Here is a 21,622-nt window from a genome sequence, read left to right as displayed (position 1 = left end):
ACCGGTGAACTGGACAACATTATTTGATCGGCAACGTGAATTAGATGAGCGGATCAAACAAGAACATCAACTATCCGGCAACCAATTCGATGAACGGCTACTCGCTTTACTCGTCGAACTCGGTGAACTCGCCAATGAGACCCGAAGTTTTAAATTTTGGTCAACGAAAGGCCCGTCGCCTCAAGACGTGATCTTAGAAGAGTACGTTGACGGTATCCATTTCTTACTGTCGCTCGGACTCGCCCTCGGATACGAACGGGAGTCGTTCCCGGCAGGAAGCTCGTATCTTGACGCGACTGATGCTTTTTTAGATATCTTTCGAAAAGTGACAAATTTTGGTTTGTCGAAGACAGAAGCGATGTACGAGACGCTGATGGCGGCATATCTCGAACTAGGCTATACGCTAGGTTTCAATGAAGAGTTGATTCTGATGGCGTATTTATCGAAGAATGAAGTCAACCATGAGCGACAAAATCAAGGCTACTAATGGAGTCGAAAGGGAGCGATACGAGATGAATGAAACTTTACATATGCTAAAACGACTGACGGATGCGACTGGCGTCCCGGGAAACGAAGGGGAAGTCCGTTCACTCATGCGCGAGTATCTCGAGCCCCACGTCGAATCGTTCGAGCAAGATGGTCTCGGCAGTCTGTTCGGCCGTGTGACGGGGAACGGTGAAGGACCGCGTGTCATGATTGCCGGTCATATGGACGAAGTCGGCTTTATGGTCACACGCATCGAAGATAGTGGTTTCCTGCGCTTCCAAGCACTCGGTGGCTGGTGGAACCAAGTATTGCTCGCTCAACGCATGGACGTCGTCACACGCTCTGGAGAGAAAATCCCAGGCGTGATCGGGGCGAAGCCGCCGCACGTCCTTCCAATCGAAGCTCGTAAAAAACCGGTCGAGATCAAAGACATGTTCTTGGATATCGGAGCGACGTCAAAAGAACAAGTCGCCGAGTGGGGAATCCGTCCAGGTGACACGGTCGTGCCGCATTGCGAGTTCACGGTCATGAAAAATGAAGACTTCTTGATGGCGAAGGCATGGGATAACCGAATCGGATGTGCGATCGCGATTGAAGCGGCCAAACGTCTGAAAAATGATGCGCCAGGCACCATCTTCTCAGGGGCCACGGTTCAAGAGGAAGTCGGATTGCGTGGAGCCGTCACGGCGGCAAACTTGATCAAACCTGACGTCGCGATTGCTGTGGATACGGGTGTCCCAGGTGATACGCCAGGTATGACACCGGCAGAAGGCTTGTCAAAACTTGGTGAAGGCGTTCAAGTCATCTTCTTTGATGCGACGACTGTCACGAATCCACGCCTCATCGATTTGATCGTCGAAGTCGCGAAAGCAGAAGACATCAAGTATCAGTTAGATTTGACACCAGGTGGCGGCACCGACGCCGGACGGTTCCATTTATCAGGAGTCGGGATGCCGGCTGTCGCGCTCACAGTTCCAGTCCGTTATTTGCATACAAACGTGTCAATCATTCATAAAGCCGATTATGAAGCGGCCATCGATCTGGTCGTGGCGCTCACAAAACGGTTAGATAACGAAACGGTTCAATGGTTGAAAGAGGGATAATATGACGAAAATCACGTCTACGAAAAGCGAGACGATTAAGCGTTTGAAGCGCTTGATGACGAAAAAAGGCAGACAAGAGTCTGGGCAGTTTTTAGTCGAGGGTGAACACTTGGTCGACGAAGCAATCCGGGCCGGACGACTCGTCCAATTGATTATGGGCGAATCCTATCGTCCGAAAAGTTCATGGCGTCTAGATGAGATGCCTGTGCTCGAACTGTCCGACCATGTCGCCGATCTGTTATCAGAAACAGAGAAGACGCAAGGGGTGTTCGCTGTCGTCAAGATGACGCCGGTCGAACGCAAGATGAAGCATGTGCTCGTCCTTGACCGCATTCAAGATCCGGGTAACCTCGGTACGATGATTCGGACAGCAGATGCGGCCGGCTTTGATACCGTGTTTCTCGGCAAAGGTACGGTCGACCCGTTCAACGCCAAAGTCGTCCGGGCGACGCAAGGATCGTTGTTCCATGTGAACATTCAATCGGTCGACTTGCTCGAAACGTTGCCGGAACTGAAAAGTTTAGGGTTTCACGTCTATGGTACGGCACTCTCGAAAGCGAAGTCATACGACCAAGTCGCGTTCAACGATCAAGTCGCACTTGTCATCGGGAATGAAGCGCAAGGCGTCCATGACGACGTGCTTGCCCTTTGTGACACACGTGTCCACATTCCTGTAATCGGAGAAGCCGAATCATTGAACGCGGCAGTCGCCGCCGGCATTCTCATGTATCGCATCGCGCTACAATAACCTTGTCAGCGCTTGAGAATCGTGATAGTTTAGAAACATCGAACAATATAGGTAAGACGTTGAAAGAGCATAGTACGCGAACCCCCGAACGAGCACAGGGAGCATCGGCCTAGATTGAGAGCCGATGCCGAGGTCGGCGCTGAATTCACTCTGGAGTCGTGTTGGAGACAACACCGAACTGGCATCCCGATACCGATGCTCTCAAGTGGGCCTGATCGGCCAAGTAGGGTGGTACCGCGTTTATTCGTCCCTTCAGTCATCGACTGAAGGGACTTTTTTTGTAGAGGAGGAAACATTGATGAAAGAACAGTTAGAACAATTACAACGTGAGGCCCTTCAAGAAATTGAAACGGCGTCATCACAAAAAACGTTGAACGACGTCCGGATTAAATATTTAGGCAAAAAAGGCCCGATGACCGAAGTATTGCGTGGGATGGGCAAGTTGTCTGCCGAAGAGCGCCCGGTCGTCGGTGAACTCGCCAACACGGTACGGACGACGATTCAAGAGGTGTTAGAGGCACGGATCGAGGACGTGAAGGCGGTCGAGCTCGAAGCGAAACTCGCAGCCGAGACGATCGATGTCACGCTCCCTGGTCGAACGGCACTTCCGGGACATAGCCACTTGCTGCAACAAATCGTCGACGAGATGGAAGACTTGTTCGTAGGTCTCGGGTACACGATTGCCGAAGGCCCAGAAGTCGAAACCGATCTGTACAACTTTGAAATGTTGAACTTGCCGAAAGATCATCCGGCACGTGACATGCAGGACTCATTCTACATCACGGACGAGACGCTGCTGCGGACGCATACGTCGCCGGTGCAAGCACGGACGATGCTCGAAGCGGACGGAAAACCGATTCGCATCATTTGTCCGGGTAAAGTGTACCGTCGCGATGAAGATGATGCGACTCATTCACACCAGTTCATGCAGATCGAAGGACTTGTCGTCGATGAGCATATCTCGATGGCCGACTTGAAAGGCACGCTTGAAGTATTCGTCAAGCAACTGTTCGGCGAGACACGAGAAATTCGGCTTCGTCCAAGCTTCTTCCCATTCACAGAGCCGTCCGTTGAAGTCGATATCTCATGCTTCAAGTGTGGCGGTAAAGGCTGCAACGTTTGTAAAGGGACAGGGTGGATTGAAATTCTTGGAGGCGGGATGGTCCATCCGCGTGTCCTCGAGATGGCAGGCTACGACGCGACGAAAATGTCTGGCTTTGCTTTCGGGATTGGTGTCGAACGGATGGCGATGCTCAAACATGGTGTCGATGATATTCGTCACTTCTATACAAACGACTTACGTTTCATCGAGCAATTCTAAGGAGGATCATACATGTTATTATCGAAAAAATGGTTGAACCAATATATCGACGTCTCAGACTTGAGCGGGCAAGCGTTAGGCGATTTGATCACGAAAAACGGGATTGAAGTCGAGAGCGTGACAGACCGCTCTGAAGGATTGAAAGGTCTCGTCGTCGGACACGTCCTTTCATGCGCGAAACATCCAGAGGCGGACAAGTTGAACGTGACAACGGTCGACGTCGGTGACGACAGCCCTGTCCAAATCGTCTGTGGAGCACCGAACGTCGCGGCCGGACAGCATGTCATCGTCGCAAAAGTCGGTGCGAGACTGCCTGGCCTTAAAATTAAAAAAGCAAAACTTCGTGGCGTCGAGTCGCAAGGAATGATCTGTTCGCTCGAAGAACTCGGTTTCGAGAAAAAACAGATTCGCGAAGACGAACAGGACGGCATCCATACGTTCCGGGAAGAAGTTGAAGTCGGAGCGGACGTCATCAGCTTGCTCGATCTCGATGACGAAGTGATTGAACTCGGATTGACGCCGAACCGTTCGGACTGCCTTAGCCTATACGGCATCATTCATGAAGTCGCGGCGATTTTGGAACGCTCGTATACGTTGCCAATAGCCGATGTCGAAACGGATACACCGAACGACGTGTCTGTTCGACTCGAGACAGACAACTGCACATACTACGCGACGCGACGTGTCGACGGGGTAACGATTGGCGAGTCGCCACAGTGGTTGAAAAACGTCTTGATCGCGGAAGGTGTGCGCCCGATCAACAACGTGGTCGATGTGACGAACTACGTCATGCTCGAACTCGGTCAACCGCTCCATGCGTTTGACACGTCTAAGCTCGGCCATACTATCCTGGTTCGCCAAGCACAGGACGGAGAAGAAATCGTCACACTTGACGATGCGACGCGCACACTCGATTCGTCGATGATGGTCATTACCGATGGACAACATCCGGTCGCAATCGCTGGAGTGATGGGCGGAGCGAATACCGAAGTCGACGAGACGACGACGAGCATCATCCTTGAGTCGGCTTACTTTACGCCGGCCTCGGTCCGGAAGACGAGCCGCACGCTCGGTCTTCGTTCTGATTCAAGCGCCCGTTTCGAAAAAGGAGTCGATCCGGAACGTTTACTCCTCGCGCTTGACCGTGCCGCTGCACTGATTGTCAACGTGAGCGGCGGGACAATCAGTGAGCCGGTCATCGCTGGAAGCAAAGCGTCCGACGCCCGCACGATTGACGTGTCGATCGATTATATTAACCATCGACTCGGGATGGACCTCGATCAAACGACGATCAAACATATTCTAAAACGGCTTGGATTAGACGTGACAGGAGACGAAACGTTGACGGTTCACGTCCCATCGCGGCGTCCGGACCTAGAAGTGCCGGCTGATATTACGGAGGAAGTGGCGAGACTATACGGGTACGACAGCCTTCCATCGACGCTCCCGGCATCGAAGTCGAAAGGCTACCTGCCAAAAGACAACGTACTCCGTCGTCAAGTGCGCCGCGTCCTTCAAGGAACGGGCTTGTCACAAGCGATCACGTACTCGCTCACGAGCGAGCTTCATGCGTCACGGTTCGACGGCGAGGGAGCGACGACAGTCCGACTCGCCATGCCGATGAGTGAAGAGCGTGCGGTGTTACGGACATCACTCGTTCCTGGGTTGCTTGAAGCGGCCCGTTATAACACGGCGCGTCAACAAGCAAACGTCCGTCTATTTGAGACAGGACGGGTGTATATAGAGCACGGAGAGACGTTGCCACGCGAAACGGAACGCGTCGCAGGCGTAGTGACAGGACTTTGGTACGATCACCGTTCGCAAGGAACACGCATCCCTGTCGACTACTTCGTTGCGAAAGGCATCGTCGATACACTGATGCGTTCGCAGCGCATCGACGTGACGTACGAAGCGGCCGTCATTTCAGACATGCACCCTGGCCGCACGGCGAACGTTCTCGTCGCGGGGGACGTCATCGGATACGTCGGGCAAGTCCATCCGGCCGTATCGAAAGACGTATACGGCTTGAAAGAAGTGTACGTCTTCGAGCTCGACCTTGGCGCATTGAAGTCTGAAGCGATGCTCGTCTATCAAGACGTACCACGTTACCCATCGATTTCGCGAGATCTTGCGCTCGTATTGAAGCGTGACATTCCGGCCGGTCAAGTCGAGACGACGATCAGACAAGCGGCGGGTCCGCTCTTGATCGAGCTTGCTCTGTTCGACGTCTACACGGGCGATAACGTCGGTGAAGCTGAGAAGTCGATTGCCTTCTCGCTCAAATATCAAGATCCGACGCGGACACTTCTTGATGAAGAAGTGACAGCGTCGTATGATGCAATCATCGAAGCAGTCAAAACCAAATACGGCGCCGAAGTACGCGCTTAACAGACAACAGCGATCCCCTTTATTGTGGGAATCGCTGTTTTTAGAATTCATTGAACTTCAAGCGCCAAGTCACCGAACTTCGTCCAACCGACGAGGCAAGTCACTTTGTAAAGAAGGAACGTGATGACAGCCGGTAGGATGACGCCGGTGCCGACGAAGACGAGAAACGCTTCCATACCCTGTGCGGCAAGGATATTGAGCGGGGCGATCATTGAGTTCAAGCCGAGCCCGGCAATCTCATACGGCACCTCGAGTGAGAACCAAAGAGTCGCGATCGGAGCGCTGATCATGGCGGCGATGAACGGTGGCATGACGACCCGTGGGTTTTTAACGACGTTCGGGAACTGGACTTTCGGTGTGACGAAAAATGATGCGACCAAGCCACCTGGATCGGTTTGGCGGTAAGCCATGAGCGTGAAGCCGACGAATTGGGCGGTGCAGCCGATCAAGGCGGCGGCACTTGCGACCGGGTCGAGCTGAAGTGCGATCGCCAGCGCGGCCGATGAGGCAGGTGACATGAGCATGACGCTGAAGACGAGGGCGATGACGAGTGACGTTGCGATCGGTGATGTGTTGACCGACGAAGTGATGCTCCCGCTGATCGAGTTGATGAGCGGTGTCGTGACGGCAGCTGCGCCGACGCCGACGATGCCTCCGCCGAGCACGGCCGTGACCGGGACGACCATCATATCGAACTTCGTTTTACCGAGGACACGTTTGCCTAACCAGACGGCCGCCGCTGCGGCAATCAAAGCGCTGATCGGTTGACCGGGGACGAGGACAAGCCCGCTCTCCGTCGCTTGAAGGGCCGCACCCCCGACGGTCGCCGCAATCATCGAACTGAACAAGATGAGGGTGTTGCCGCCGAGCTGATAGGCGACTCCGGCACCGAGCGCCGGGGCGAGCAGTGACTTCGCGACTTGTCCGATCAAGACGAGCGTGTCTAGCCCGGCCATCTTGCCGATCGTTTCGATCAACAAACCGACCCCAAGTGTGACGAGGACGGCGCTAGCCATCCCTGCTGATATTTTGATCATCCGATCCATTGCGTACTGTTTCACTTCCATCATCTCCTCTGTGTATCGATCCAATAAAAAAACCTATCCTGATTGGATAGGCGCACGGTTCATGCATTGAGCGCCTCGTCCGAAACCATCGAAACAAGGGCCCAAAAATTCGTCTCGGTCAGCGAGTCGATTTTTCAGTCCCTCAGTCGAATAATAATCAGTAGGCCGTTATGTAATGGTGTACGCATCGTCGCCAGCTCCTCTGTTCAAGATTTGTCTAAGAGTAACACGATATTTTTCAATAATCAATATTTTCTGAAAACTTTCTGAAAAATATTTTTTCACAGACAAAAACAGAGACCCGCTTCCGTTTAAGGAATTGAGTCTCTGTTTAACGGTATAGACTTAAGATGTACTGGCTGCAAGTAAACCGACTTGTTGATCGATGAAGTCCATTGAAATGGAATTGAACGTATCGGGTTGATCGACGTTGACGACATGCCCCGAATCGTGGACGACTTGGACGTGTGCCGTCGGTTGATGCTTCGCCGTTCGTTCGACGGCCTCAAGGAACATGTAATCCTCGTCGCCCATAATGTAGAGGATGGGGACGGATGTTTGAATTGAAGTGAAGTGACGTAGCAACGGATTCATGTTTTCGGTCATCTTGAACCAACGGATGAACTCGCGTTGGCACAAATTAGCCGCATCGCGCACGAACATCATCCGCGATTTTTTATGCCGCTTCTTCGGCAACAAGATCCAAGCGAATAGTTGGTACAACCACATGTAAGGCACGAAGCTTTGCATGAGGCTGCCGAGCCGGATGAGCAATGTCGAGCGGACGTTGAACTTGACGATCGCACCACCTAAGACGACAGAAGCGATGCGGTCGGGGTGATGCTCGAACATCGCTTGGATGACGATCGTTCCGAGCGATAGGCCGACCATATGGCCTTTTTCAATATTTAAATGGTTCATAACTTCGACGACGTCTTCGACGACGACATCGAGTGTGTAGGCGTTGAGTGGTTGATTCAAAGATTGTTCTTCGTTATATGAGCCGCCATGACCGCGGAGGTCGAGCAGCAAGACGTTATATTTCTTTCGAAATGGACGAATTTGACGATACCAGTGAGATAGACTCCCGCCTGCGCCATGTATGAAGATGACCCAAGGATGGTCGTCGCTTAATGTGTACGTTTTATAATGCAACATGAACGCTATCCCCCAAAAGTTTTTAAGTTCATTGAACCATAAAATAAATATAACATATCTTTGAAGTGAGAACTATCGTTTCAGCTCGCTTAAACGCATCGCTTTTTTCGTGTTCGCGAAGTGAACTTTAGCGATATCGTTCAAACGTTCTTGACCGTAGCGAAGGATCAAGGTCGCAGCCACTTGATCGACTTTCGCTCCGGCCCCTTTCGGTAACGTGACACCGAGTGTCGCGCTCAATTTGTCCATCTCTTTCAAGAAAAAGGCGCGAGCGAGTATCGAGGCGGCGGCGACGGCGACGTGGAGACCTTCCGCTTTCGTCGAGAAGTAGACATCGTCTTTGACGACATCGGCCTCAGAACTCAAATGTTTGTAATAGACGGCTTTTTCAGCGAACTGGTCGATCAGAATCGCTTCTGGCGTCTCGTCTAATTTTTTCAAGAGGGCCGACAACGCCGCGTTGTGGGCGATTGCGGTCATCTTCCCTTGCGTCATCGTCCGTTGCATTTTGTTGTACGTCGGGTTGTGCAGCGTCGCTTTCTGGTAGGGAATCGTGACGTGCAAATCTTTGGCGATGCGTAAAATATCTTTATCGGTAAGCAATTTAGAGTCTTTGACGCCGAGTTCTTTGACGAGGGCAATCTTTTCTTTCGGTACGTAGGCGGCGACGACGACGAGCGGACCGAAATAATCGCCTTTCCCGACTTCGTCGCTTCCGATGACGGACCAATCGGAAAAACCGGCCGGTAACGTATGTTTTGGAACGGACGTTTCCTTTTTGATAGAATCTCCCCACTTGGCCGCCTCTTCATCCGCAGCCCGACCTTGAAACATGACTTTTCCCGAATTGTACACGGTGATCACACACTGGGGCGTCTTGGCACTGAAGCGGGCGTGTGGTGGTGGATTGACCGCGTGAGTACGATAGCTCTGCATTAATTGTTCTTGAGCCGCGGTCGATAGTTTGATGACTTGATTGCCCAAAGTGAGCACTTCCTTTCTTAACGTTCGCAAATTTATCTTACATTTTTTTCGCACATTTTGAAACCAATGATTCAATTGATACGTATGAATGAGTGAGTAGAAAAGAAGTGAGGTGAGACGGAGATGTGGTGGCGCGATGACACGGACCAAGATGAGGCAGAGTTCCTCTATAAACATATTCTCGAGCTCGAGGCCAGGATTGCCAAACTGGTTGCCCATCAAGTCAGGGTGCGTCGCCTGCTGATGCAAGAGTCGTCGGAGGCGGCGACAGAGCAGATTATTACGTTACAGGGCGAAGTCGATCACTATTTACACCTACTGCGTCAGGAACGGCTCGAAGAGGTTGACCGGTATGATCGGTTAAACCTTGAACGGACGCTTGGCCGCGTGCGGAAGGCGGTACAGTATCCGACCCGGCCGTTATCGGAATGGGATACGATTGAACAGGCGCTCGCACTTGAAGTCGAACATTTGCGACGTGTGCTCGCATATGAACAACAGCGCCGCACCGAGGAGGGATGGTAATGGAATCGTTAGATCAACTGTACTGGTGGGTACTCATCATTGCCGGTCTCGGTACATTTTTATACATGCTGTTCTCGGACGCGTTCGATTTCTTCGAGGGCTGGTTCAATCCGGCCGTCATCCTCTCTTTCCTGGCACTTGGGGCAGGGATCGGACTAATCTTGAACGCGCTCGCCCATGTGTCGCCGATGATCGGTCTCGCGGTGGCGCTCGCCGGCTCATTCGCGCTCACGACGTTACTGTACTTGTTCGTCCTCCTCCCGCTGTCAAACGCGGAAGAGTCGATTGGTATGACTGACGAGTCGCTCGTTGGACTGGTCGGGCGGTTGACCGTCCCCGTCCCGGAAGGCGGTTACGGGGAAGTGCTCGTCGAGTCGGTCGTCGGTTCGATTTTGAAGACGGCGCAAAGTATTGACGGGAAAGCGATTCCGAGTGATCGTCGAGTCGTCATCATCGAAGTACAACGAAATATCGCGGTCGTCATGGAATATGACGAACCCACTATTCGAAAGGAGCAATAATGTATGGACACAACCATTTTAGTCAGTATTATCGTCGGGGTGATTTTGCTCGCCTTGATCTTCGTGTTTGTCTTGAAATATCGTACAGTCGGACCGGATGAGGCGCTCATCGTCACCGGGAGCTACTTAGGTAAAAAGAATGTTCACAGTGACGCTTCCGGTAACCGCGTCAAAATCATCCGCGGCGGCGGGGCGTTCGTCTTGCCGGTATTCCAACAAGCGGAACCGCTCAGTTTGCTCTCGAGCAAGCTCGAAGTAACGACGCCTGAAGTGTATACCGAGCAAGGAGTCCCGGTCATGGCTGACGGGACGGCCATCATTAAAATCGGTGGCTCGATCAGTGAGATTGCGACAGCGGCCGAGCAATTCCTCGGCAAACCGAAAATCGAGCGTGAGAACGAGGCGAAAGAAGTGCTCGAGGGTCACCTTCGTTCAATCCTCGGTTCGATGACAGTCGAAGAGATTTATAAAAACCGCGACAAGTTCTCGCAAGAAGTGCAACGTGTCGCCTCGCAAGATTTAGCGAAGATGGGCCTCGTCATCGTCTCGTTCACGATTAAAGACGTGCGGGATAAGAACGGATACCTCGAGTCGCTCGGGAAGCCACGGATCGCCCAAGTAAAACGTGACGCCGACATCGCCACGGCTGAAGCGGATAAGGAAACGCGCATCAAACAAGCGGAAGCGATGAAGGACGCGAGGAAAGCGGAGCTTGAACGAAACTCTGAAATCGCAGAAGCGGAAAAAGAGAACCAACTCCGCATCGCCGACTACCGCCGCGAGCAAGATGTCGCTAAAGCACGGGCCGACCAATCGTACGAGCTTGAAGAAGCCAAGGCCAAACAAGAAGTCACAGAGCAACAGATGCAAGTTCAAATCATCGAGCGTCAAAAGCAAATCGAGCTCGAAGAGAAAGAAATCATGCGTCGTGAAAAGCAATATGATTCAGAAGTGAAGAAAAAAGCCGACGCCGACCGCTATGCGATCGAACAGGCTGCGGAAGCTGATAAAGCGCGTCAAATTGCCGCAGCAGATGCCGGGAAGTATCGCATCGAGGCTGAGGCGAAAGCCGATGCTGAACGCGTCCGTCTCGCTGGTGTCGCCGAAGCCGATGCTGAACGGGCGAAAGGGGAAGCAGATGCCGATATTATTCGTCTTACTGGTCTCGCCGAAGCCGAAGCGAAACAAAAGATCGCCGAGGCGTTCGAACAGTACGGTCAAGCCGCCATTCTCGACATGGTCGTCAAGATGCTTCCTGACTACGCGAAGCAAATTGCGGCACCGCTCGGTAACATCGACCAAATCACGGTCGTCGATACGGGGAGCGGTAAAGACGGGGGAGCCGGGAAAGTCACGGGTTACGCGACTGATTTGATGGCTTCACTGCAGCAGACGCTCAAAGCGTCGTCTGGGATCGATATGAAAGACTTGCTCGATAATTTTGCCGGAAAAGGCAATGTGCCGACCTCACCGACTGCTGAACGGAAGTTGACGGAAACGACCGTCGCGGCGTCAGAAGAATAAGTTGAATCAACAAGGCTGCAGGCAATCGTCTGCAGCCTTGTTTGTCGTGACGTCGTTCAAATTATTGCCCTAAGTTTTAAAAGGTTTGACTTCAAACCCGGTGTAAATCAGACGATACATGAGATGTCAGACCATTAGAGAGAGGAAGTACATGTTATGAACAAAACAATTATAATCGGCGCATTGACGACTTGTATCGTTTGGCTATCCGGGTGTCAGTCTGTCATCGATCAGCCCGAACAGACGGTCGAACCTCGCCAATCGATGGGTGTCGTCCTGTCTGACGTTGGTCTCGGGGACCAATCGTTCAGTGACGCTGCGATGCGTGGCATGGGGCAGTTACGAGAGACGGGAGATTGGTTCGTCGATTATCGAGAATTGGACGAGACTGAAACATACAAAGCAGGATTTGAGCAATTGGTCGAAGGTGGACACGATGTGGTCGTCGGTCTCGGTTTCGCGAGTCAAACCGATCTAGAAACGGTTGCTTCAAAGCACCCAGACCAACAATTTGCCTTAGTCGACGCGGTATCGACGTTACCAAACGTCATCTCGGTCACGTTCGAAGAGACAGAAGGCAGCGCGTTGGCCGGTGCGGTCGCGGGACTTGAAACCGAGTCCGATAAAATCGGATTCATCGGAGGAGTCGACAACGAGTTGATCCAGAAATTTGGAACCGGGTTCGAGTTAGGGGCGAAAAGCGTGAACGAGGACGTTGAAATGATCGTCGACTACGCGAACGATTTCGCCTCGCCTGAGATCGGACGGAAATTGGCGGAAAAACAGATTGCCGCAGGGGCCGACGTGCTTTACGCTGCGGCCGGTCTGACCGGTGTCGGTGTACTCGAGACGGCTGAACGAAACGGGATCAAGGCGATCGGCGTCGACAGCGATCAATCGATGATCGCACCCGATGCGGTCATCACGTCGATGTTAAAGCAAGTCGACTTGGCCATCGTCAAGATCGCGGACAGTCTTCAAACAGAAGCAATCAACGATCATATCAAACTCGGAATCGAAGAGGGCGGTATCGGGCTAGCAGCGCTGCGCCGTGTGCAATGGACCGATGAAGAGACAGAGCAGTTTGAAGCGGTTCAGAAACGGTTGCTGGAGGGGACGTTACAATGACTTTACGCAAACGCTTTATCTTCTCGACCGTATTCACGGTCTTACTCATCGTCTTGATGATGAGTTATGTATTGACGACGTTGAACCGGTTGCAGACGTACAATGAGCAATACGGCACCCAGATGATCGAGTTATCTCAACTCGAGACGTCACTTTTGCAAGAACAATCCCTTTGGACGTCGCTCGGTGAACAGATGAGTCAATCGACACTGACGCAGCTCGAGCGGATTCGTGCCACGAACACGGAGACGTTTCAAGAGATGAATCAAACCTATTTGATCGATGAGTTTTCAACTCACCTTGATCGAGCCACAGCCAAATATGAGCGTATTGAAGCAAATATTGAAACGGCTCAAGCAGGCGGTATTGCTGCCCGGATTCAAGCGGCGAAACTAGAAGGGGTCTTGAACGACGTGAACACGTTGTTGTTAAAAAACGGAACGTTTTACGAGGCGTTGCAAAAAGAAGCGGCCGACGAGACGAAACGCCTGTTCCTCGTCTCAATCTTGTTGACGGTGTTCGTCGTCACGGTGTTAAGCTTGTACAACTTCTTCTTCGCCCGCTCAATCACACGCCCGCTCGAACGGAACGTGAAAGCAGCCGAGGCGATCGCGGCCGGGCACTTGATCACGTTGCCGGATTCAACGCGACGCGATGAGATCGGCCGACTAGAACGCGCCATGCGAGATATGACGGCGTCGCTTCAAACCGTGATCGGCTCGATCCGGGTCACGTCTGTTAAAGTGAATGAGATGACGGAGACGGCCGCCGCTGAAAATGAAGCGGTCGTGAGTACGACGTCGAACATCACGAACGCGGTCGATGAGATGGCGAACGGGGCCCAATCGATCGCGACTGAACTTCAAGAGACGCTCGAGTCGGTCGGGATCATGGCGACGTCGTTCGAGACGAGCTTGAACCAGACGAAACAAACGACCGAAGAGACGACCGAGATGACGCGTGAAGTGGCGGCCGGAATCGAGACGTTGACGGATCAAGAACATATTCTACGGCGCTCGAGCGAGCGGAATCAATCGCTCGTCGAACGGATGGACCAGTTCGCGAGAAAAACAGAAGAAATCGAGAAGATGGCAAAACTTGTCGAAGACGTTGCCGCCCAAACGAATTTACTTGCCTTGAACGCCGCGATTGAAGCCGCACGAGCCGGTGAGGCCGGGCGAGGTTTTGCTGTCGTCGCGAGTGAAGTGAAGAAATTGGCTGAGGAGAGTAATGTGGCGACGCGCTCAATCTTCGGGGTCGTCCAAACGATTAGGGACGAGGTCGGCAATTTGACAGACATGGTCGAAGAGTCGAGCCACGAGCAAACGGCGCAACTTCAAGCGTTCGGACTGACGAAGCAAGCATTCACACGCATCCATGATCGGACCGATCACGTGGCCTCGTTCGTGGGCACGATCGAACAAGAAATGGTCGCTTCGAGCCGTGAAGTCACGAACGTGTTGAAACGCGTCGAAGAAGTGAGTGGTGTGACCGAAGAATTAGCAGCCGGTAACGAAGAAGTCGCCGCCTCGATGAAAGAGCAACAGGCAAGCTTTGATCAAATCTTTGCCTTGATGCAAGAGCTAGAAGGACAAGCCGCCTCACTGGCGAGCCAAGTTCAACATTTTGAAGAGCAATGAGACAAGTTGAAGAGCAATGAGACAAGTTTCGGCTTGTCTCTTTTTTGCGTTCCGATACGCCATCGATCCGTGGGTGAACGATCAAGCATTGCGACCGCATCTAACAACTAGGACTTGAGCGTGAGCCGGCTATTTCTCGCATACTAATGAAGAGACATTCGTTTATGTGGGGGGAACGGTATGGAGAAGTGGAAACGGTATGTCGTCGCGTTGCTCGTCATCTTGTTCGTCGGTGTCGGTTATATGTTCTATTCGAAAGAGCCAGAAACGACGATGGTCGAGGAGTTTACGACGGTGGAGGAAGCAGAGGCGGTGCCGGTGACAGAAGTTGTCGTCTATGTCACGGGAGCGGTTGAAGCGCCCGACACGTATACGATGCCGCAAGGGGCTAGAGTCGGGGACGTCTTGTCTCTCGCCGTGTTGACGAACGAAGCTGACCCTGAACAGCTGAATTTAGCCCAATTGCTCGTAGACGGCACGAAAATCATGGTACCGAAACAAGGAGAGGCCGTTGCAGTGCCGGAAACCGATACGACGAACGGCATTCACGTCAACAGTGCGACGAAAGAAGAGTTGATGACCGTCCCCGGGATCGGTCCGGCCAAAGCGGACGCTATTTTGAACTATTTGAAAGAACACGGCCCATTTAAATCGTACGACGAGCTCGGGAATGTCAAAGGGTTCGGCGAGAAAACGCTCGAGAGCATGGAAGGCTATTTGTTGGTCCCGTGACATGCCGATCTATCCATTGATCCCGATTGGTCTATTCATTGCTTGGAAGTCTGGGGCTTTTGGTGTCGTGCTTTTGTTCGGGCTAGCCATGCTCTTGACGTGGCGTCGGCAAGCGGTCTATACACATGTCGGTGCGATCTCACTCGTTTTCCTAGTACTGTTACAAAGTTCTGACCCGGCTGTACATGAAGCCGGGGATGCAGTCTTCGCCATCGAGAGCCGACGTGACAACGGCCAATCGGTTCGGCTCTATGGTGAATCGAACGGGATGTCTGGGGTCTTGATCGGGCGCGACGTCGAGCTCGGGCGTCCGGGTGAGACGTGTCTCGTCACGTTCGAACCAATTCCTTTTTCACCGCTTCGAAATACGGGAGGTTTTGACGAGGCGAAATGGGCGCAAGGGGCTGGATTGTCTTTTAAAGGGGAGGACGTCCATGTCGAACGATGTCGACCGAGTGACGGATTAAATGGGCGTATGCTGCGCTGGAAAGAACGTCAGCTCGAACGGATCGAAGCGACGCACCGTCCGGACGTTGCGCTTTACATGGAGGCGTTACTGTTTGGCGAGAGCCGTCTGCTCGACGAGGAGACATCGTTCTCCTATCGCGTGACGGGTCTGCTTCATTTGCTCGTCATTTCCGGGTCCCACATCGCCTTGCTCGTGTTTGCGCTCAGATGGGTGTTTCGTCCGTTGCCGCTTCATCGGGAGATGAAACTTGGTCTCGTGATCGTCTGTGTGACCGCATTCGGTTGGCTGACTGGTTTTTCGCCGCCGGTGGCACGAGCCGTGCTTGTCGCTGACGTCGTGCTCGTCTTGTCGATATTCGGTCAGACGATTCGCGACCCGGTTCGTATGCTCAGTTGGTGTGCGGCAGCCCTGTTAGCCGTTCAACCGTACTTGCTGTGGAATCTCGGGTTTCAATTGACAGTCGGTATGACCTTGTTTTTGCTTTTGACACGGTCGATGTGGACAAATCTGTTCAGCGTAGCGCTTTATGCCCAATGGTTCGGTTTAATTTTTTTATGGCAAATCCAGCCGATCATCTCAATCTTTGCTCCGGTGTACAACGTGATTGGCGGATTGTTGATTTCCTGGGCGATCCTTCCGCTTGCGCTCGTCACTTATGTGATGCCGCAGTTCGAACCGACGCTCTATCCGATTCTCGACGGGTTGAACGGGATGTTTCAGATACATCATACGTATCGTCCGTGGGTCCCGTTGCACGACATCACATTTTGGCATGCGGTCTATTTGTTCGTGTTGCTCGGGATCGGATTGATTCTGTTAGATAAGAGACGTTCGGTCGGATGGATCATTGCGGCAGTTTCGCTGCTTGCGCTGCACGTTTGGTTAGAATGGTCGGAGGAGCCGCGGGTGACGTTTTTAGACGTCGGGCAAGGGGACGCCATCGTCGTCGAGCAAGCCGGTATCACCGGTGTCATCGATGTCGGCGGCGTGTTTCAACATCCGGACGAGCAGAAACGGTCGACGTTCGACCCGGGTGCCGATGTCGTCGTCCCTTACATATGGAAACGAGGCGAGACCCGACTTGATTTCATTTTGCTGACGCATGCCGACCATGACCATATCGGTGGGCTGACGGGCGTGCTTGATCTGATTCCGGTCGAGGAAGTATGGATCGCGGCTGAAGTGGCCGATGAAACGAAGCGGCGGGCGTTAGTCGACGAGCTCGAACCGTATGACGTGAACGTGCGGTTGTTAGAAGCAGGAGAGCGGCCTTATCCATGGATGTGGGTCGTCACACCGGTTAACGCGGGCGAGGACGAGAACGCGAATTCAGTGTCGGTTTTTATGAAAGTCGGAGACTTGTCCTATTTATTGACGGGTGACTTACCGGAGGCGAACGAGCGGTTGATCCCGACTGTCGACGTCGATGTGTTCAAACTAGGCCATCACGGGGCCGAAACGTCTTCCGGTGCTGACTTGATCGCTCGCATCGATCCAGAGTTTGTGGTCGTCAGCGTCGGCGCCAACAACCGATACGGTCATCCGCATCTAGACACGCTCGCCCGTATTCAGGGAAGGCGGTTGTTGCGGACGGATGAGGACGGGATGGTCGTCTGTGAGCGGGGACGGTGTCAGGGGAGCGTGAGAAGGGCAGTCAGGCCGTGAAAACTATGATAAACTAAAAAGCGATTGCTCCCCCGGGGCAATCGCTTTACGACTTAAAGACTTAAAAATTTGATAAGAACACCGATTGCGAAAATCGTGAAGAAAAAGCCGAACGGGACGATGAAGCCGATTGCTGAATCGATCGCATCGTTACGTTTGCACTGCACGTCGTTCTCAAACGGGTTTTCGCTTTGCGGGCGAACCGAGTTAATATGCATAGTGAGTCCCTCCTTAAAATGGTGCCGTTCTAAGTATAGCGAATCAAAGAAGGATAATCTATGTTTAGATAAGAATAAATTGTGAAAGTGGTGTGTGGTTTGAATGAACCGTGGTTGCACAACGGCAAGTTGTCGAACGTATACGTCCTGTACGGGACAGAGAAGTACTTACTCGAGACGTGGGAACGAGAAATCGTCAAGGCGGCAAGTCCGTCCGGCGACAAATTTGACGTCATGCAGCTCGATTTACATGAAACGTCACTCGATACAGCGTTAGACGAGGCTGAAACGGTACCGTTCTTTAGTGACTACCGCACCGTCATCGTCAAACAGGCCCAGTTTTTAACCGGCGCCAAAGAAAAACAAAAGCAAAATCTCGAGCGGTTGACCGAGTACGTGTTGCAGCCGGCGCCTTATTCGGTGCTCGTCTTCATCGTTGAAGCGGAAAAACTCGATGAACGGAAGAAAGTCGTCAAGCGCTTGAAAGAGCGAGCCATCGTCCTCGAGGCGAAGAAACCGAGCCAAAGCGAGCTCATGCGCTACGTCAATGACGAGCTGAACCGGCGCAGGCAGTCGATGGAACGTACGACGGTCGAACGTTTGCTCTTCCTTTGTCAAGACGACTGGGGCAAGCTCGTCCGGGAACTGGAGAAGCTTCAGCTCTATGCCGGCGACGGAGCCAATATCCCGCTTGAAATCGTCAACGATCTCGTGCCCCGGACGCTAGAGGACAACGTATTCCAACTGTCTGAGTATTTGGTGGGGCGACGGGCCGATTTGGCGCTGCGCCTCGTCCGTGATTTAGAAAAGCAGGGTCAAGAACTGATCGGCCTCTTGGCGCTGCTCGCCCGTCAATATCGAAATATGTACCTCGCCAAGCAGTTGACCGAGAAAGGTTACGGCGAGAAGCAAATCGCCTCAAAGATTGGCGCCCACCCTTATACGGTGAAACTGGCGACGCAAGCGAGCCGTAACTTTTCAGAGGCACAGCTCGCCAAGGCGCTCACGCTCATCGCCGATGCGGACGAAGCGATGAAGACAGGACGGGGCGACAAGCAGATCGTGTTTGACACGCTCGTCTGTCAATTAACATTACTGTGAGGTGGTTGTATGTTGCAACAAGTGTTGCTTGAAGAAGTGATCCCGCTCCGGCATGAAGTACTACGTCCAGGATTGGCCGTTTCGACGTGTTATTTTGACGGGGATGATGCCGAGACGACCCGTCACTACGCCTGGGCTGAAAACGGGCGTGTCTTATCGATTGCGACGGTGATGCGACAAGACCGAGAGCTGTCTGGCGAACAAGTTCAATTTCAACTGCGCGGCATGGCCACCGATCCGGTCATCGCCGGGACGGGCGTCGGATCTCGTTTCTTACAGGCGGTCCATCGTGAGTTGAACGCTTCTTGGTGGTGTAACGCTCGCGAGGTCGCGGTCCGGTTTTATGAACGCAACGGCCTCGTCATCGTCGGTGATCCGTTCGAAATCGAAGGCATCGGGACACATTACGTCATGCTATACAAAAAAACAGCCGGCTCCTGAACGGAGGCGGCTGTTTCGTTTGTTCTCTAATTAGAGAGCTGCGATACGAGCTGCGAGACGTGATTTGTCACGACCTGCTTTGTTTTGGTGGATGAGACCTTTTGCTGCAGCTTTGTCGATTTTCTTCGTAGCGAGGACGAAAGCTTCTTGAGCTGCTTCTTTGTTTCCTTCGACGACGAGAGTATCGACACGTTTTACTGCTGTACGCATTGCTGCTTTCTCTTGCGAGTTAGCGACGCGACGTTTTTCAGAAGTTTTTGCACGTTTGATTGCTGATTTGATATTTGCCATGTTATTTCACCTCCTGAAACAAGAAAGTGTATGTTCTCATTACTTCAAGTAATCATTCAACAGAACAAGCACAATTGTAGCAAACGGTTATTCGAAAAGCAACCACTTGATGATTATTCTGAAAACTATATGTGGTATTGTTGTAGTAGGTCGTACACATTAACTTAGGATTTTGATATAATGACACGGTATGCATGAGAAGGATAGGTGAACCCATATATGAACAAACAAGAATTAGAGAACCGTCAGAAGAAGATTCGCAACTTTTCCATCATCGCCCACATCGATCATGGCAAGTCGACGCTAGCTGACCGGATTCTCGAGAGAACTGGTGCGCTTACGGCGCGTGAAATGAAAGAACAGACGCTTGACGCGATGGATCTCGAACGGGAACGTGGCATCACGATCAAATTGAACGCTGTTAAATTGAACTATACCGCAAAAGATGGAGTTGAGTACATCCTTCATTTGATCGACACGCCTGGACACGTCGACTTCACGTATGAAGTCTCGCGCTCACTCGCGGCGTGTGAAGGTGCGGTCCTCGTCGTTGATGCCGCCCAAGGGATCGAGGCGCAGACGCTCGCAAACGTCTACCTCGCACTCGACAACGACCTCGAGATCATCCCGGTCATCAACAAGATCGACTTACCGTCGGCTGACGTCGAACGCGTCCGTCAAGAGATCGAGGACGTGATCGGACTGGACGCCAGTGATGCGGTGCCGGCTTCTGCCAAGGCAGGAATCGGGATTGAAGAAATTCTTGAACAGATCGTAGAGCTTGTGCCGCCGCCGACGGGAGATCCGTCAGCACCGCTTCAGGCTTTGATCTTCGACTCGTATTACGATGCGTATCGTGGCGTCGTCGCCTCGATCCGAGTCGTCAACGGTTCGGTCAAAGTCGGGGATAAAGTTCAAATGATGTCGACCGGTAAATCGTTCGAAGTGACGGATCTTGGTGTCTCGACACCGAAACCGTTATCTGTGAAAGAGTTGAATGTCGGAGACGTTGGTACGCTCTCGGCATCGATTAAAACGGTTGGCGACGTTCGTGTCGGTGATACGATCACGCTAGCTAAAAACCCATCGACCGAGCAACTTCCTGGTTACCGTAAGATGAACCCGATGGTATACTGCGGTCTTTATCCGATTGATGCGGCCAAGTATAACGATTTGCGTGAAGCGCTTGAACGGCTCCAGTTGTCTGATGCGGCACTCGAGTTCGAGCCCGAGACGTCACAAGCGCTCGGATTTGGTTTCCGTAGCGGATTCCTCGGTATGCTTCATATGGAAATCATTCAAGAGCGGATCGAGCGCGAGTTTGGAATCGACTTGATCACGACGGCACCGTCGGTTATCTATCACGTCACGACGACGTCAGGAGACGTCATCCACGTCGACAACCCGTCGAAGATGCCTGAGCAACAAAAAGTTGAATTGATCGAAGAGCCATACGTCAAAGCGGCGATCATGACACCGAACGATTACGTCGGCTCGATCATGGAACTTTGTCAGAAGAAACGTGGCAGTTTTATCGATATGGAGTACATCGATACGACCCGTGTTAAAATCACGTACGATATTCCGCTCAGTGAAATCGTCTACGACTTCTTTGATCAATTGAAATCAAGTACGAAAGGCTATGCCTCACTGGACTATGATTTGATCGGGTATCGTCCGTCACGCCTCGTCAAGATGGATATTCTCCTCAACAACGAGCTCGTCGATGCGCTCAGCTTTATCGTTCACCGCGACTTCGCCTACGAACGTGGGAAAGTCATCGTTGAAAAGTTAAAGGCGCTCATCCCACGGATGCAGTTCGAAGTGCCGATCCAAGCAGCGGTCAGCACGAAAATTGTCGCCCGGTCGACGATCAAGGCGTTGCGTAAAAACGTCCTTGCCAAATGTTACGGCGGTGACATCTCGCGGAAACGTAAACTTCTCGAGAAACAAAAAGAAGGTAAAAAACGCATGAAGATGGTTGGATCCGTCGAAGTGCCGCAAGAAGCGTTCATGTCCGTCTTGTCGATGGACGAAGAATGAGTGGTCGCCCTTATCCATGGATAAGGGCGATTTTTTTCATTTGGCAGGATTCGTGACGTCCGGTACGGA

General features: G+C 52.4%; 20 protein-coding genes. 15 read left to right on the top strand and 5 right to left on the bottom strand.

The features are described 5' to 3' along the window. Positions 1-4 precede the first annotated feature (4 nt). The 5 genes from EVJ22_RS02025 (at position 5) to pheT (ending at position 6,046) form a co-directional block, all read left to right on the top strand. A complete protein-coding gene (locus tag EVJ22_RS02025; RefSeq protein WP_071397805.1) occupies positions 5-487 on the top strand; it encodes a dUTP diphosphatase in 483 nt (160 codons plus the stop codon). A gap of 25 nt (positions 488-512) precedes the next feature. Further along, positions 513-1,589 carry a M42 family metallopeptidase gene (locus EVJ22_RS02020; RefSeq protein WP_071397804.1) on the top strand — a complete coding sequence of 359 codons (1,077 nt, stop codon included), beginning with the start codon at positions 513-515 and terminating at the stop codon, positions 1,587-1,589. Position 1,590: 1 nt separating this feature from the next. Beyond that, complete coding sequence (locus tag EVJ22_RS02015; RefSeq protein ID WP_071397803.1) at positions 1,591-2,337, top strand: TrmH family RNA methyltransferase; 747 nt, start codon at positions 1,591-1,593, stop codon at positions 2,335-2,337. 298 nt (positions 2,338-2,635) lie between these two features. Beyond that, a complete protein-coding gene (gene pheS, locus EVJ22_RS02010) occupies positions 2,636-3,658 on the top strand; it encodes a phenylalanine--tRNA ligase subunit alpha (RefSeq protein ID WP_070326957.1) in 1,023 nt (340 codons plus the stop codon). Positions 3,659-3,670: 12 nt separating this feature from the next. Then, entirely contained in the window at positions 3,671-6,046 is a 2,376-nt protein-coding gene (gene pheT / locus EVJ22_RS02005) for a phenylalanine--tRNA ligase subunit beta (protein ID WP_131443017.1), read from the top strand. Between the two features lie 47 nt (positions 6,047-6,093). Here pheT and EVJ22_RS02000 read toward each other — a convergent pair whose 3' ends face one another. The 3 genes from EVJ22_RS02000 to rnhC all read right to left on the bottom strand — a co-directional run bounded on the left by EVJ22_RS02000 (position 6,094) and on the right by rnhC (position 9,255). Beyond that, positions 6,094-7,116: a PTS sugar transporter subunit IIC gene (locus EVJ22_RS02000; RefSeq protein ID WP_071397807.1), complete on the bottom strand. Its 1,023-nt coding sequence runs from the start codon at positions 7,114-7,116 to the stop codon at positions 6,094-6,096. 342 nt (positions 7,117-7,458) lie between these two features. Further along, positions 7,459-8,271, bottom strand: coding sequence for an alpha/beta fold hydrolase (locus tag EVJ22_RS01995; protein ID WP_071397801.1), 813 nt, complete (start codon positions 8,269-8,271; stop codon positions 7,459-7,461). A gap of 72 nt (positions 8,272-8,343) precedes the next feature. Beyond that, positions 8,344-9,255: a ribonuclease HIII gene (gene rnhC, locus EVJ22_RS01990; protein ID WP_071397800.1), complete on the bottom strand. Its 912-nt coding sequence runs from the start codon at positions 9,253-9,255 to the stop codon at positions 8,344-8,346. 123 nt (positions 9,256-9,378) lie between these two features. Between rnhC and EVJ22_RS01985 the strand changes: the two genes are divergently transcribed. From EVJ22_RS01985 to EVJ22_RS01955, 7 genes are all read left to right on the top strand, one after another. Continuing rightward, a complete protein-coding gene (locus EVJ22_RS01985; RefSeq protein WP_071397799.1) occupies positions 9,379-9,780 on the top strand; it encodes a hypothetical protein in 402 nt (133 codons plus the stop codon). Continuing rightward, positions 9,780-10,301, top strand: a complete 522-nt coding sequence (locus tag EVJ22_RS01980) for an NfeD family membrane protein (RefSeq protein ID WP_083273931.1) — start codon at positions 9,780-9,782, stop codon at positions 10,299-10,301. The genes EVJ22_RS01985 and EVJ22_RS01980 overlap by 1 nt, the downstream gene beginning before the upstream one ends. Before the next feature lie 3 nt (positions 10,302-10,304). Beyond that, on the top strand, positions 10,305-11,825 hold the full coding sequence (locus EVJ22_RS01975; RefSeq protein WP_131443013.1) for a flotillin lipid rafts scaffold protein FloT: 1,521 nt from the start codon (positions 10,305-10,307) through the stop codon (positions 11,823-11,825). A gap of 156 nt (positions 11,826-11,981) precedes the next feature. Further along, positions 11,982-12,953, top strand: a complete 972-nt coding sequence (locus EVJ22_RS01970) for a BMP family lipoprotein (RefSeq protein ID WP_131443011.1) — start codon at positions 11,982-11,984, stop codon at positions 12,951-12,953. Next, a complete protein-coding gene (locus EVJ22_RS01965; RefSeq protein WP_131443009.1) occupies positions 12,950-14,593 on the top strand; it encodes a methyl-accepting chemotaxis protein in 1,644 nt (547 codons plus the stop codon). The genes EVJ22_RS01970 and EVJ22_RS01965 overlap by 4 nt, the downstream gene beginning before the upstream one ends. A gap of 180 nt (positions 14,594-14,773) precedes the next feature. After that, positions 14,774-15,325 (top strand): helix-hairpin-helix domain-containing protein, encoded by a 552-nt coding sequence (locus EVJ22_RS01960; protein WP_131443007.1) that lies wholly within the window; start codon positions 14,774-14,776, stop codon positions 15,323-15,325. 1 nt (position 15,326) lies between these two features. Next, complete coding sequence (locus EVJ22_RS01955) at positions 15,327-17,459, top strand: DNA internalization-related competence protein ComEC/Rec2 (RefSeq protein WP_158625485.1); 2,133 nt, start codon at positions 15,327-15,329, stop codon at positions 17,457-17,459. Positions 17,460-17,512: 53 nt separating this feature from the next. On the opposite strand, the gene EVJ22_RS01950 is transcribed toward EVJ22_RS01955, so the two are convergent. Beyond that, a complete protein-coding gene (locus EVJ22_RS01950; protein WP_016508105.1) occupies positions 17,513-17,677 on the bottom strand; it encodes a YqzM family protein in 165 nt (54 codons plus the stop codon). Between the two features lie 90 nt (positions 17,678-17,767). Here EVJ22_RS01950 and holA point away from each other — a divergent pair, with 90 nt between their 5' ends. Further along, the gene (gene holA / locus EVJ22_RS01945; protein WP_233589589.1) at positions 17,768-18,778 is read left to right on the top strand and encodes a DNA polymerase III subunit delta; all 1,011 of its coding nucleotides are present in this window, start codon (positions 17,768-17,770) and stop codon (positions 18,776-18,778) included. Positions 18,779-18,787: 9 nt separating this feature from the next. Further along, positions 18,788-19,219: a GNAT family N-acetyltransferase gene (locus tag EVJ22_RS01940; RefSeq protein ID WP_131443003.1), complete on the top strand. Its 432-nt coding sequence runs from the start codon at positions 18,788-18,790 to the stop codon at positions 19,217-19,219. Between the two features lie 30 nt (positions 19,220-19,249). On the opposite strand, the gene rpsT is transcribed toward EVJ22_RS01940, so the two are convergent. After that, positions 19,250-19,510 (bottom strand): 30S ribosomal protein S20, encoded by a 261-nt coding sequence (rpsT, locus tag EVJ22_RS01935; RefSeq protein WP_034778152.1) that lies wholly within the window; start codon positions 19,508-19,510, stop codon positions 19,250-19,252. A 219-nt stretch (positions 19,511-19,729) separates the two neighbouring features. Between rpsT and lepA the strand changes: the two genes are divergently transcribed. Then, positions 19,730-21,553: a translation elongation factor 4 gene (lepA, locus tag EVJ22_RS01930; RefSeq protein ID WP_070326972.1), complete on the top strand. Its 1,824-nt coding sequence runs from the start codon at positions 19,730-19,732 to the stop codon at positions 21,551-21,553. The last annotated feature ends 69 nt before the right edge of the window (positions 21,554-21,622 follow it).

The sequence above is a fragment of the Exiguobacterium sp. SH0S7 genome (assembly GCF_004337195.1).
GTDB lineage: Bacteria > Bacillota > Bacilli > Exiguobacteriales > Exiguobacteriaceae > Exiguobacterium > Exiguobacterium aurantiacum_A.
This window is presented reverse-complemented; position numbering and strand designations above follow the sequence as displayed.